Raw genomic sequence first — 13,158 nt, 5'->3', positions numbered from 1 at the left:
AGGGGGAGGTCGCGATGCGACGCAGGTCCGTCGCGGTGGCGCTCGCGCTCGTGGCCCCGTTCCTGGCCGCGACCACCTCACCCGCCCCGGCCTCGGTCCCGGCCTCGGTCCCGGTGGCGGTCACGGCCGCGGTCCCGCCCGACCCGGCGACGGCCCTGGTCCTGGGCCAGCAGGCCTACGACTACGGCTTCCCGCTGCTCGAGTTCCTCCGGGTGCGCCGCGAGGAGACCAGCGTGCGCTGCCCCGACGCCGTCGGCAACGCGCCCGTCAACTCCTTCTCCCACGCGCGCCGGTTCGCCGACGCCTCGTTCCGCGACGTCGTGGCGGTCAACACCGACACGCTCTACTCGATCGCCCAGCTCGACCTGGGCCGGGGCCCGGTCGTCCTGCGCCATCCCGACATGGGCCGGCGCTACTACAGCTTCGCGATGCTCGACCCCTTCACCAACGTCATCGCGACCCCCGGCACGCGCGAGGACGGCGGGCGGGCCGGCGCCATCCAGGTCCGGTGGAGCGGGAACCCCGGCCCCCGCAGCGCGGCGCGCGACCGGGGGGTCACGCGGGTCGTGACCTCGGCCTACCGGAGGGTCTGGGTGATCGGGCGGACCCTCGCCACCGACCGCGCCGACCAGCGCCGCGCCTACACGCTGATGAAGCGCTACTCCCTCACGCTGCCCGACGGCACCCGGCGTCGCTTCCCCGACGGCTGCCGACCCGGCGCACCGGAGGAGCACCCCACGCCCACCACCGGCCCGGCCTTCGTGCGCCGGCTCAACGCGGCGCTCGCCCACAACCCGCCCCCGCGCCGCGACCGGCCGCTCCTGGAGCGCCTGCGCCCCTACGGCATCGGGCCCGGGCTGTCACCGGAGCGGGCCGGTCTCGACCCGCTCACCCTGCGGTCGCTCTACGCCGGGATCGAGGCCGGGGCCGCGACCCTGCTCACCGCGACCAAGGGCGACGCGCTGGCCACGGCCGTGCGCCACGACGGCTGGTACGACCCGCCCGACGACATCGGCGACTACGGCACCGACTACCGGTTCCGCGCCCAGATCGCCGCCGCCGGCCTCGGCGCCAACACGCGGGCCGAGGCGACGTACCCCGTCGGCGTCACCGACGGCCACGGCGTCCTCTACACCGGCACCCACCGCTACCGGCTCACCTTCGCACCCGGCGAGCTGCCCCCGGTGCGCTACTTCTGGTCCCTCACGATGTACGACGCCGACGGCTACCTCGTGCCCAACGCGGACGACCGCTACTCCGTCGGCCCGAGCCACCCGCCCCTCGTACGCCGGCGCGACGGCTCCGTCGTCATCGCCGTGCAGCGCACCGAGCCCACCGGCACGCGCGTCAACTGGCTGCCCGCGCCCTCCGGCCAGTTCCGGCTCAACCTGAGGCTCTACGGCCCCCGCAGGGCAGTGCTCACCCGACGGTGGACGCCACCCCCCGTCCAGGACCTGGGAGTGTCCCGATGATCCCGTTACCCACCCGCCGGCACCTCGCCGTCCTCGGCCTCGTGGGCGCAGTCCTCGCCAGCGGGCCCGCCGCGGCCACCCCCGCACCGACCGCCGCGCCACGCGCCGAGGCCCCCACCTGCCGTACGCCGGTCGGCCGGCACGAGCCCCCGTGCAATCCCCACGTCGCCGAGTCGGGCTGGGGCGGCAGCCACCGCAACTCCTACGCGTCGGGCTCGTCGCCCTACCCGGCGCCCCACCGCGGAGACGCCGTGACCCGTGACCGGGTCGCCCTCCCGGGCTCGCCGTCCGCGACGCCCATCTCGGTCGCCTTCTCCTCCCCCTACCGCGACGGACGGCGGGTGGCGTGGATGTCGACGGTGACGCCGTCGGCGATCCACAAGGTCGACACCCGCACGGGCGACGTCATCGACTCGGTGCTGCCGGTGCCCACCTCGCAGTCGAGCTTCAGCATCTCGGGCGCCTACAACCTCCTCGACCGCGACGACCACCTCTTCGTCGGCCTGGCCGACGCGATCGAGGTCTACGGCGACGCGCAGGTCGGCCGCCGGACCTCGCCGATCGCACGCCTGGCCCGGCTCCGGCTGCCCGCCCGGGCGCTGTGCGGCAGCGACGACCGGCTCGTCGGGATCACCATGACCTACGACGGCCACGTCGCCTTCGCCACCGAGCGCGGCGTGGTCGGCGTCGTGCCCCGACGGCTGGGCCGCTTCGATCGCGAGCACCTGCGCACCCTCAACCTCAACGCCGGCCGGTGCGACCAGCCCGACGGGCGGGTCCAGGTTGTCTCCAACTCCATCTCCACCGACGAGGGCGGTGGCATCTACGTCGTCAGCTCCAAGCGGATGAACCGCGTCCAGTGGAACGGGAAGCGGCTGTCGCTGAGGTGGAGCGCGGGCTACAACGTCGGCCCCCCGCCCAGCGGCGTACGGCTCGGCGCCGGGTCGGGCTCGACCCCGGACGTCATGGGCACCAGCGCCGACCGCGACCGCTTCGTGGTGATCACCGACGGTGGTCCGCTGATGAACCTGGTCCTCATGTGGCGCGACGAGATCCCCGCGGACTGGAAGCCGGTCGCGCCCGGCAAGAGCCGGCGGATCGCCTGCGAGGTGCCGGTGACCTTCGGCGACCCGTCGGCGACCCGCACCATCTCCGAGCAGTCGGTGCTGACCAGCGGCTACTCCAGCGTCATCGTCAACAACAGTCTGCGCGACGAGAGCGTGCTCGACCTCGTGCCGGCGCGGATCCGGCCGCTGGTGGCCGCCGAGCTGGGCGGCGATCCCCGGCAGGCGCCGCACGGCATGGAGCGCATCGACTGGCACCCCCGCACCCGCACCTGTTCGGTCACCTGGGTCAACGAGACGGTGTCGATCCCCAACGCGATCCCCACCCTCAGCACCGAGTCCGGCCTGATCTACGGCCAGGGCCAGCGACGCGGGGTCTGGGGGCTCGAGGGCGTCAGCCTGCGCACCGGCCGGGTCGTGCTGCACGAGGTCTCGGGCCCGACCCCGGCCGGCAACTCCTTCTACGCCGCCACCGAGGTCGGCCCCGACGGCGACGTCTGGCAGGGCACCAGCGGCGGCATCGACGTCTACCGCGGGCCGGACCGACCCGGCCCGCGGCTGCGCTGACCGGTCCGGTACAGCCGGGGTCAGGACCCGGCGACCACCGCGTCGCGCAGCTCGGCCAGGCGGGCGACGTCGCGCACCCGCGCCTCGGGCGTCTCGGCGACCGGGTTGAGCAGCAGCGTGGTGACCCCGGCGGCGGCGAGCGCCTCGAGCTGGCGGGTGACGTCGTCCTCGGTGCCGATCAGCGACACCGCGCTGACCAGGTCGTCGGGCACGGCCGCGGCGGCGTCGGCCTTGCGGCCGTCGAGGTAGAGGTCCTGGATCTCGGCGGCCTCGCTCTCGTAGCCGTAGCGGCAGGCGAGCTCGTTGTAGAAGTTCTTGCCACGCGCACCCATGCCGCCGATGTAGAGCGCGAGCTGGTTGCGCACCGAGGCGATCGCGGCCGGGTCGGGCTCGCCGAGGGCGAAGCTGATCTGCAGCTGGATGTCGAGGGTGCCCAGTGCCGGGTCACGCTTGGCCAGCCCCGCCTGGAGCGACTCGCCCCAGGCCTCCTGGGCGCGGCCGGGGTGGAAGAACAGCGGCTGCCAGCCCTCGGCGATCTCGGCCACGAGGGCGACGTTCTTGTGGCCCAGCGCGGCGACCGAGATCGGGATCCGCTCGCGCAGCGGGTGGTTGATGAGCTTGAGCGGCTTGCCCAGGCCCGTGCCCCGGTCGGCGGGCAGCGGCACCTGGTAGTGCTTGCCGTCGTGCACGAGCGGCTCGCGCCGCCACACCTGGCGGCAGATCTCGACCACCTCGCGGGTGCGACCCAGCGGGGCGTCGTACGGGACGCCGTGGAAGCCCTCGACGACCTGCGGGCCCGACGCGCCCAGGCCGAGCGTGAACCGGCCGTCGGACACGAAGTCGAGGCCCGCGGCGGTCATGGCGAGCAGCGCGGGGGTGCGCGAGTAGATCTGCAGGATGCCCGACATGATCTCGACCTCGCGGGTGCGGGCCGCGATGTAGCCGAGCTGGCTGACCGCGTCGAACGAGTAGGCCTCGGCGACCGCGACCAGCTCGAGCCCGGACTTTTCGTAGTCGACGAGCTGCTCCACGGTGGCCTCGAAGCCGCCTGCGTAGTCGAGGATCATGCCGAGCTTCATGTACGGGTTCCTTCGTCCTGGGGCTGGTCGGTCCTCGCAGCGTACGAGAGGCCCGCTGCGACCAGGTCCGCGCCCGGGTCCGTGCCTGGGTCGCACAGGACTAGGGAGCGTCGGGCGACCCGGGCTCGTAGCTGAGCAGCAGCAGGGCGAGGTCGTCGTCGAGCCGGTGCCCGGCGGCGGCCGTCAGCGCCGAGAGCAGGTCGTCCAGCGCGGTCGCCAGCGGTGCGCCGGCCACGGCCGGGAGGAGGTCGTGGGGGTCGATGAAGGCACCCGCCGAGGTACGCGCCTCGATCAGGCCGTCGGTGTGCAGCAGCAGCCGCTGCCCGGGCTCGAGCCGCCCCGTCCTGACCACGGGCAGGACCCCGAGCCCGAAGCCGAGCGGCGGCGCGTGGGACAGCTCGAGCGTCTCCACCCGGCCACCGGGGCCGAGCAGGACCGGGGCGGGGTTGCCGCACGACACGATGCAGTAGCGGCCGTCGTGGGCGACGTCGACGAACACGCCGGTCACGAACTCCTCGTCGTCGTGCAGGTAGGGCAGGAGCCTCACGTCGACCTCGCGCGCGAGCTCGGCCGGGTCGTCGACGCCGGCGGCCGCGGCCCGGAACGCGCCGAGGACGACGGTGGCCGTGCGTACGGCGGCCAGCCCCTTGCCCCGCACGTCGCCCACGAGCAGACGCACCGTGGTCGGGGTGGTGACCACCTCGTAGAGGTCGCCCCCGACCTGGGCCTCGACCGTCGCCGAGTGATAGCGCGCCGCGATCGCGAAGGGCCCCACGCGCTCGGGAGGCGTGGCGAGGATGGCTCGTTGCGACGCCTCCGCGATGCGGGTGACGCCGGCGAGACGCGCGGACTGCTGCTCGAAGGCCGCGGCGGTCCCCAGCGCGACCCCGACCCGGCTGGCGATCTCCTCGACGAACACGACGTCCTCGTCGGTGTAGCTGCGCCCTGACTCGGCGTGGATCAGGGTCACCGCGCCCACGACGCCCTGACGGTCGCTCAGGGGCGCGACCACGGCGCTGGCGACGCCGAGGCGCCGCAGCAGCGCGCGGTGCTCGTCGTCGACGGCTGCGGCGTCGACCAGGTCGGCCGGGACGAAGGGGTAGATCTCGCTGCGCCCGGTCCGCACCACGTGGGGAGCCCAGCTGGTCAGGTCCATGTCGGTGGGGAAGGCGTCGCGCAGCTCGTTGGCCCGCCGCGTCGTCGCGTCGTCACGGTGCCGGATGGTCACCGTCTCGAGCCGGCCCTCGCGCAGCAGCTGCACCATGCACCAGTCCGCGAACCGCGGGACGAGGAGCCGTCCCACCTCGGCAACGGTGTCGGCCGTGCTCAGGCTGCGCGACAGCGTCAGCGACGCCTCGGCCAGCAGGGCCGTGCGCTGGGTGGCCGCGTCGCTGGCCTGCAGCTCACGGGCGCGGACCACGGCACTGGTCAGGGCGGTGGCGACCGAGTGGAGGAAGCCCTCCTCGGCGCGGGTGACGAGTCCGACCGGGAAGGTCAGGGCGAGCACCCCGAGGACCTGGCCGCCCCGGTGCAGGGGCAGCACGTGCAGGCTGCGGTCGGCCGGGTAGTAGCCGGCCAGGTCGGGGAAGGCCGCGACGATCTCGGAGCGCGAGTGGTAGTGGAGGTCGACGCGCTCGCGAGCAGCGACCGCCCCGGGCAGGTCGCTGGTCAACGGGACCTCCTGGAAGCGGTCGGCGCCCGAGCCGGCCCGACCGTGCCACGTCACCGATCGCAGGACCCCGTCTGCGTCGAGGGAGAGGTACATGGCCGAGGTGGCGCCCAGGGTGTCGGCCGTGTGCCCGACGAAGCCCTCGGCGACGTCCTTGACCGTGCGCGCGCCGGTGAGCTCGAGGGCCAGGGCGTCCAGGACCCGCTGGGCCACGGTGGTGATGCGGATCAGCTGCGCGCGCCGATGACCGTTGGCCGCGGCGGCCGCCACCGCGACGCCGCACAGCAGCACGCACACCGCGAGCCGCGCCGCCCACTCCGGGGAGCCGAGGTTGTCGTTCCACACCCCCGAGGCGACCGACGTCACCGTGGCGAGCGCCGCGACCCCCGCCGTCTGGCGCCAGCTGGCCCGCATGCCTGCGACCACGGCAGCACCGGCGTAGACCCCGTTGATCTGCCGGTCGATCGTCAGCTCGGCGACGACGAGCACCGCGAGGACGACGACGCCCGTCCACCACCAGTGGCGCTCGACCGCGCCGCTCGGTGCGCTCCACACGGTGCCGCCCCCGCTCGTGAGGACCGCCGCTCGTGCGGCGGCCGGTGGCGGGACGTGAGGTGCCCCGTCGTCGAGAATGATAGGGCGGCTCGTCCCCGACGACACAGGTAATCGGCAGGGCCGGCCTGGGTCAGGTGGGCCCCGTGCGCACCTCAGGCGGCGGTGACGTGGGTGGTCGTCGTCGCGGGCTCCGGCTGGGTCTCCCCGGACGAGGGCGTGACGAGTGCGGTCAGCTTGACCGACAGCAGGCCGAGCACACAGCCGCACAGCAGGCTGACGGTGATGTTGAGCCACACGAAGCCGTACGGCGTGGAGATGACGCCGCCGAAGGCACCGGCGCCTGCGGTGGTCGGGTCGGCGAGGCTGGTCAGGCTGTTGCCGATGCCACCGCCGTCGGGGGCCCAGTAGTCCAGGCCGGTCGCGGTCCACCAGAAGAAGACCGACGCGAACGCCCCGAAGGCCGCCGGCACGTAGTGCCAGTCCCCCAGGGCACTCATCAGGACCAGCACGACGGCGAAGACCCCGACGAAGAGCGCGATCGCCCAGAAGTCGGGGAGGTCCGCGGTGGCCGAGGACGCCGCCATCGCGCCGAGCGCAGCGAGGCCGCCGACGACGGAGGCGATGGCGACCTTGACGAACGCGGCCATGTCGGCCCCGGCCGCGAAGAAGAACCCCCACGCCACGAAGGCCGCCGGGACCACGAGGTGGAAGTTGCTGGGCAGGGCCAGGCCGTTGCCGAGGTCACCGTCGGTGACCCAGTGGAAGGTGAAGTTGAGCGCGACGTCGGTCCACGCGACGGCGAGGACGCCGATGACGAGGGCCAGCGGGACGGTTGACTTGAGACGGTCGAGCATGACGGTTCTCTTCTCTGCTGGGTGTCTGCGGGGTGGGTGGGGCGTGGACCGTCAGGGCACGAGGATCGCCCGACCCCGGACCCGGCCGGCGTCGAGGTCGTCGATGGCTGACTGGAAGTCGTCGAGGCGGTACTGCGCGGTGTGCAGGGTGACGGCGCCGCGCGCGGCGAGGGCCATCAGGTCGCACAGGTCGTTGTAGGACCCGACGAGGTTGCCGATCACGTTCTTCTCCGACGAGATCAGGTCGATCGTGGGCACGACGACGTCCTCGCCGTAGCCGACGACGTGGTAGTCGCCGGCCTGCCGGGTCATCGCGAGCCCCTGGGCGGTGGAGCCGCCCTCGCCGACGAAGTCGAGGACCACCTCGGCCCCGAGGCCGCCGGTGAGGTCGAGGACCTCCTCGACCTGCTTGCCCTCGGCGACCACGCCGTGGTCGGCGCCGATGCTCAGGGCGAGCTTGGTGGCGTCGGGGTTGCGGTCGACCACGATGATCTCGGCGGGGCTGAGCGCCTTGAGCACCTGGATGCCGATGTGGCCCAGGCCGCCGGCGCCGATGACGACGCACCGGTCGCGCGGGGTCAGCCGACGCGCCGCCTTGGCCACCGCGTGGTACGCCGTGAGGCCGGCGTCGGCCAGGGCCGCGACGTCGGCGGGCTCGAGGCTGTCGTCGAGCCTGACCACGGAGCGGGCCGAGGTCTTGAGGTACTCGGCGTACCCGCCGTGGGTGTCGATGCCCGGGAACTGGTTGCTCTCGCAGTGCACGTCGTCGCCCGAGCGGCACGCGCGGCACAGGCCGCAGGTGATCAGCGGGTGCACGATCACCTTGTCACCCTCGGCGACGTTGGTGACCGCGGCGCCGACGGCGTGCACCCAGCCGGCGTTCTCGTGGCCGATCGTGTAGGGCAGCGCGACCTGCGACTTCTCGGCCCACTGCCCCTCGAGGATGTGCAGGTCGGTGCGGCACACGCCGGCGCCGCCGATCTTGACGATGACGTCGAACGGCCCGGTTGGTTCGGGGACGGCGACCTCGGTCATCTGCAGGTCCTGGTGGTAGCCGACGACCTGGACGGCCCTCATCGTGCTCATGCGATCTCCTGGGTGTGGGGTGCGGGTGTGTCCGACGGCGGGGTGAAGAGGGACTCGGGGCTGAAGAACGCCGCGTCGGCCCGAGGGGCCTGGTCCTGCTCCGAGCCGGGGTAGCGCGTCTGCAGCAGGCCGCGGCAGAAGTGGGCGTTGCCGTCGATCGAGATGCGCGTCGACCGCGCCCGGCGCAGCGCCATCGGCACCTGGTCGGGCGGGTAGGTCACGCCGTGCGCGTCGACGAGGACCGGCGCCTGCGGGTGGTTGCCCAGCCCGATCGCCGTACGCCGCCGCAGCAGCGACGCGGTGTGCTCGTCGTCGGGCAGGTCGGCGAGGACGACCGTGCCGACCTCGGACTCGGGCAGGTCGGGCCGGGCCCGGAGCAGGGCGGTGAGCACCCGCTCCATGGCCGCCGTGTGGGCCTTGCGCTGGAACGTCGCGCGCAGCTCGTCGAGGTCCTGGTCGGCCTCGTGGCGGAAGGTCCCGACGTAGCCGGCGTCGGCGGCCAGGCCCCGGTTGATGATCTCGGAGTCGTGGTGGTCGTCGAGCTCCACGACGACGTGGGTGACGCCTGCGAGAGCAGTGATCGCATCCTTGGCGTCGGAGGCCATCAGGTAGGCGAAGTTGGGCGCGCAGAACGACGTGGGCAGGCGCAGGTGCACCTCGACGAGGCCGTCGTCGACCCGCACTGACCGGACGAACCCGAGGTCGGTGATCGGCTCGTCGAGCTCGGGGTCGATCACGACGTCGAGCGCCCGGCGTACGGCGTCCTCGGTGAGGGCCGGGGCCCCCAGGGCGGTCGCCGTCATCACACGTGGGCCAGGTCGGCCCGCTCGGGCTCGCGGGGCCCGGTGGCGGTCTCGTCGGCGTTCGGCAGCTGCAGGTGGGCCGGCACGGCGATGTCGTACATCTTGGCCGCGTTGAGACCGAGGATCTTCTTCTTCTGGTCGGTGGTGATCGGGCCGTACTCGGTCATGTCCTCGGGGATCTGGAAGTCGACGAACGCCTCGACCAGCCAGCGCGGCGTCCACAGGGCGTAGTCGGAGGCGAACTGGATGCGGTCCTCGCCGATCCAGTAGAGGAGCTCGCCCATGATCTGGGCGAAGTAGCGCGGACGGGTGTGGATGAACGGCATCGCGACCGCGAGTCCGCCGTGCACGTTGGGCTCCTGGGTGGCGATCCAGCAGAAGTCCTCGAGCCGCGGCAGGCCGCAGTGCTCGACCACGAAGTTGAGGTCGGTGAAGTCGGTGGCCACGTGGTCGATGTCGGCGACGTCGAAGGCGTCGCGGTCCAGGGGGCGGATCGTGGGGCCCTTGTGGATGTGGATGTTGCGGATGCCGAGGTCGCGGCACGCCTCGAGGTAGCGCATCGCCCACGGGTCGGTGAGCTTGTAGCCGCGCGAGTCGCCGTGCCACTCGGCGGTGTAGAGCTTGACGCCCTTGAGGTTGAACCGCTCGGCGTCGGCGTGCAGCTGCTCGAGGCCCTGCTCGCCGTTGCGGGGGTCGAAGCAGTGGTTGTAGGTGAGCTTGTCGGGGTGCGCGGCGGCCAGCGCCGACGCCTCCTCGGTCTGCCCGAAGCCCCGGTGGTAGAACTCGCCGAGGTAGGCCGGCTGGAAGATCGCGTGGTCGACGTAGCCGTCCTCGAAGAGGTCCTTCATCAGGCGGGTGCCGCCCTGGTAGAGGTACTCCTCGTAGGTCCACTTCTCCGACTCGGGCGACAGGTTGGCGTGGTAGTCGTAGAAGCAGTCGATGAACTGCTTGCCGTGGATGTTGCGCTGGTTCTCCGGTCGCGCGTCCCACAGGGCGATGTGGGCGTCGACGATGAAGTAGCTCTCGCCGTTCTTGGTGTACATCCTCAGGTCCTCCGTCCGAGAGTGACGGGCGTCACTCGCCGTGGCGAACGTAGGACCGCTCCAGCCCCCCGCAACCCGCTGCGGCGTCTCAATCAGAGACGCCGCGCCGTCTCAATCTGAGACGGCGACCGACCCGGGGCCGTCCGCGCCGGATGTAACGTGGATCACAGGTTGCAGGAGCGGATCGGAGGTCGGCGTGCACGAGCACCCCCTCCCCCAGCGCGCGCAGGTCCACGACGCACCGGTCGCCGCGATCCCCAGCCGGCTGCTGGCCTCCTGGCAGCGCAGCGAGGACTACGGCGTGTCGCTGGAGGAGATCCAGCCGGTCTTCACCGGCACCCTCGACGACGAGTCGCTGTTCTTCCAGTGCGGCAAGGAGGTGCTCGCCGACCTGCACCGCACCCTGGCCTCCGAGCCGGTCAGCCTGATGCTCACCGACGCCGACGGCCTCGTGCTCAACCGGATGAGCGGCGACACCTCGTTGCTGCGTGCGCTCGACGCGGTCCACCTGGCGCCCGGCTTCTCCTACTCCGAGCGCGAGGCCGGCACCAACGGCCTGGGTCTCGCGCTGGCCGACCGCGCGCCCAGCCTGGTGCGCGCCGAGCAGCACTACGCCCTGAGCCTGTGCACCTACACCTGCGCGGCCGCGCCGGTGCTCGACCCGCTCACGGGCCGGCTCGAGGGCGCGGTCAACCTCACGACCTGGTCGACGTCGTCGAGCGAGCTGCTGCTGGCGCTGGCCCAGTCGGCGGCCGGCAGCACCGCGTCGCTGATGCTCGCCCGCGCCCAGGGCCACCGCCCCCGGCAGACGCCGCGCGGCGAGGTCTTCCGCGTCGAGGCGCCCCGGCTCGAGCCCGGCGCCGGCAGCCTCGACGACCTGTCCCCGCGCTGGAACGAGACCCTGCAGGAGGCGCTCGTCGCGCTACGGGCCGGCCGGGTGGTCGCCGCCGTCGGCGAGCCCGGCTGCGGCCGGGCGACCCTGCTCGCGCAGGCCGAGCGCCACCTGCGCCCGCGCGACCGCATCCTCGCTGCCCGCGCCCCGGCCCCGCAGGACGCCGAGGCCTGGCTGTCGCTGTGGACCCCCGAGCTCACCAAGGGCCACACCGCCGTGGTGGTGCGCGACGTCGACGCTCTGCCCGCCTGGGCCGCCGAGCGGCTGCGCGACCTGGTGCTCGCCGCCGGCGACGCCGCGATCTCGATGACCGCCGAGCGCTTCGAGGACATCCCCGCAGCCCTGCGGCCGCTGGTCGAGACCGTCGTGCAGGTGCCGTCGCTGCGCGAGCGCCCCGCCGACGTGACGCCGATCGCCCACCAGGTCGCCCGCCGGGTCCGCGGCCGCGACGTCGCCCTGACCCCGGCCGCCGAGCGCGCGCTGCACGACCACGCCTGGCCGGGCAACGTGGCCGAGCTGGTCGAGGTCGTCCGCAGCGCGGCGACGCGGACCGACCTGATCGACGTACGCCACCTGCCGCCGTCGGTGCTGTCGGGCACCACCCGGCGCCTGTCGCGCATCGAGGCCTTCGAGCGCGACGAGATCATCCGGGTCGTCACCCAGCCGGGCACCTCCATGAAGGAGGCCGCCGACGAGCTCGGCATGAGCCGGGCCACGATCTACCGCAAGATCGCCCACTACGACATCCACGTCCCGCGGGCCTGAGCAGCGAGCGTCATCGGCGGACGCCGGTGGGCGCCTCCACGGACTCGAGGGCGTGGAGCACGTCGTGCACCACATCGGCCGTGGCCTCGATGCCGACGCTGAGCCGGATGAACCCGGGGTCGATGTCGTCGCCTCCCCACCGGGCCCGTCGTTCGGCGGTGCTGTGCACGCCGCCGAAGCTCGTGGCCGGGATGACCAGCAGCAACGCCCCGAGCCACCGCTCGGCGGCGTCCTGGCCGGCCAGCGTGAAGGACAGGACGGGACCGAAGTAGCGAAGCTGCGACGCGGCGAGCGCGTGGCCGGGGTCGGAGAGCAGCCCGGGGTAGCGACAGGCACTCACGGCGGGGTGCTCGGCGAGCGCGAGGGCCACGGCGAGCGCCGTCGCGCTGGAGCGCTCGAGGCGTACGTCCAGGGTGGCCAGGCCCCGGTGCGCCAACCACGTCTCCATGGGCCCCGGGACGGCACCGGTACGGGTCCGCTGGGCACGCAGCAGCTCGGCGTCCTGCGGGTCGCGCGCCGCGACGTGGCCCAGGAGGAGGTCGGCGTGCCCGGCGACCGCCTTGGTGTCGCTGCCGAGCGAGAAGTCGGCGCCGAGCACCAGGGGCTTCTGCGCCAGGGCGGTCGCGGTGGTGTTGTCGACGACGACGGACGCACCTGCGGCGTGGGCCGCCCGGATCCAGTACGCCAGGTCGTGCACGTCCAGACCCGGAAGGTGGGCGACTCCAACCAGACCAGGCGCGCCCCGGCGAGCACGGAGGGTCGTGCCGGGTGAAGTCGGCCGTCCGCACCTCGACACCCAGGGGTGCCAGGTGCTCGAGGGCGTGGGCCCGGATCGTGTAGTAGCCGTCGCGGGGCAGCACCAGGCAGTCACCCGGTCGCAGCGTGGCCCCGAGGACCGCGACCGCGGCCGCCATGCCCGAGGCGAAGGCGACGACGGGCCCGCCCTCCAGGGCCGCGAGTGCGGCCTCGTAGGCCGACCAGGTCGGGTTGCCGAACCGGCCGTAGCCGAGGTCGGCGCGCCCCGGCTCGACGACCGCCGGGTCACCCAGGTGCCGGTAGGTGGACGCGAACACGGGACCGGGCAGGAACGGGTCGCCCTGAGCGGTCACCGGCGAGCCGTGGACCACCAGGGTGGCGTCGTCGTGCACCGTCACCTCACCGCTCCCCGGCCCAGGCGGGGTCCCAGCCGTCGACCTCGTCGGCGCTGCGGGAGGCGGGGCCGGTGTAGACCGCGGAGGGGCGGATCAGGCGGCCGGTGCGCTTTTGCTCCAGGATGTGGGCCGACCAGCCGCCGGTGCGCGCGCAGGTG

The 13,158-nt window shown here is 73.3% G+C and carries 10 protein-coding genes and 1 pseudogene; 3 read left to right on the top strand and 8 right to left on the bottom strand.

What is annotated here, in order from left to right; genetic code table 11:
- Window positions 1–14 precede the first annotated feature (14 nt).
- Both FZC61_RS06625 and FZC61_RS06620 read left to right on the top strand, forming a co-directional pair.
- The gene (locus tag FZC61_RS06625; RefSeq protein WP_148613387.1) at window positions 15–1,472 is read left to right on the top strand and encodes a DUF1254 domain-containing protein; all 1,458 of its coding nucleotides are present in this window, start codon (window positions 15–17) and stop codon (window positions 1,470–1,472) included.
- Entirely contained in the window at window positions 1,469–3,103 is a 1,635-nt protein-coding gene (locus tag FZC61_RS06620) for a hypothetical protein (RefSeq protein ID WP_148613386.1), read from the top strand. The genes FZC61_RS06625 and FZC61_RS06620 overlap by 4 nt, the downstream gene beginning before the upstream one ends.
- Before the next feature lie 20 nt (window positions 3,104–3,123).
- On the opposite strand, the gene FZC61_RS06615 is transcribed toward FZC61_RS06620, so the two are convergent.
- From FZC61_RS06615 to FZC61_RS06590, 6 genes are all read right to left on the bottom strand, one after another.
- Complete coding sequence (locus FZC61_RS06615; protein WP_148613385.1) at window positions 3,124–4,182, bottom strand: LLM class F420-dependent oxidoreductase; 1,059 nt, start codon at window positions 4,180–4,182, stop codon at window positions 3,124–3,126.
- Between the two features lie 100 nt (window positions 4,183–4,282).
- Window positions 4,283–6,406 (bottom strand): GAF domain-containing SpoIIE family protein phosphatase, encoded by a 2,124-nt coding sequence (locus FZC61_RS06610; protein WP_148613384.1) that lies wholly within the window; start codon window positions 6,404–6,406, stop codon window positions 4,283–4,285.
- Window positions 6,407–6,558: 152 nt separating this feature from the next.
- Entirely contained in the window at window positions 6,559–7,260 is a 702-nt protein-coding gene (locus FZC61_RS06605) for a DUF1097 family protein (RefSeq protein ID WP_148613383.1), read from the bottom strand.
- A 51-nt stretch (window positions 7,261–7,311) separates the two neighbouring features.
- A complete protein-coding gene (locus tag FZC61_RS06600) occupies window positions 7,312–8,346 on the bottom strand; it encodes an NAD(P)-dependent alcohol dehydrogenase (RefSeq protein WP_246142573.1) in 1,035 nt (344 codons plus the stop codon).
- On the bottom strand, window positions 8,343–9,149 hold the full coding sequence (locus tag FZC61_RS06595; RefSeq protein ID WP_148613382.1) for a metal-sulfur cluster assembly factor: 807 nt from the start codon (window positions 9,147–9,149) through the stop codon (window positions 8,343–8,345). Before FZC61_RS06595 ends, FZC61_RS06600 begins: the two co-directional genes overlap by 4 nt.
- Complete coding sequence (locus tag FZC61_RS06590) at window positions 9,149–10,192, bottom strand: amidohydrolase family protein (RefSeq protein WP_148613381.1); 1,044 nt, start codon at window positions 10,190–10,192, stop codon at window positions 9,149–9,151. Before FZC61_RS06590 ends, FZC61_RS06595 begins: the two co-directional genes overlap by 1 nt.
- A gap of 196 nt (window positions 10,193–10,388) precedes the next feature.
- Between FZC61_RS06590 and FZC61_RS06585 the strand changes: the two genes are divergently transcribed.
- Window positions 10,389–11,849: an AAA-type ATPase lid domain-containing protein gene (locus FZC61_RS06585; RefSeq protein WP_148613380.1), complete on the top strand. Its 1,461-nt coding sequence runs from the start codon at window positions 10,389–10,391 to the stop codon at window positions 11,847–11,849.
- A 10-nt stretch (window positions 11,850–11,859) separates the two neighbouring features.
- Here the strand turns inward: FZC61_RS06585 and FZC61_RS23910 are convergent, their stop codons facing one another.
- Window positions 11,860–12,546, bottom strand: a complete 687-nt coding sequence (locus FZC61_RS23910) for a PLP-dependent transferase (protein ID WP_211357140.1) — start codon at window positions 12,544–12,546, stop codon at window positions 11,860–11,862.
- 79 nt (window positions 12,547–12,625) lie between these two features.
- Window positions 12,626–12,922: pseudogene (locus FZC61_RS23905) on the bottom strand (PLP-dependent transferase); the annotation flags it as partial.
- Between the last annotated feature and the right edge of the window lie 236 nt (window positions 12,923–13,158).

Origin of the sequence: Nocardioides rubriscoriae, from assembly GCF_008087085.1 — a bacterium.
In the GTDB taxonomy this organism is placed as follows: Bacteria; Actinomycetota; Actinomycetes; order Propionibacteriales; family Nocardioidaceae; genus Nocardioides; species Nocardioides rubriscoriae.
Note: the sequence above shows the minus strand (reverse complement) of the source record. Positions and strands in the feature narration are given on the sequence as shown.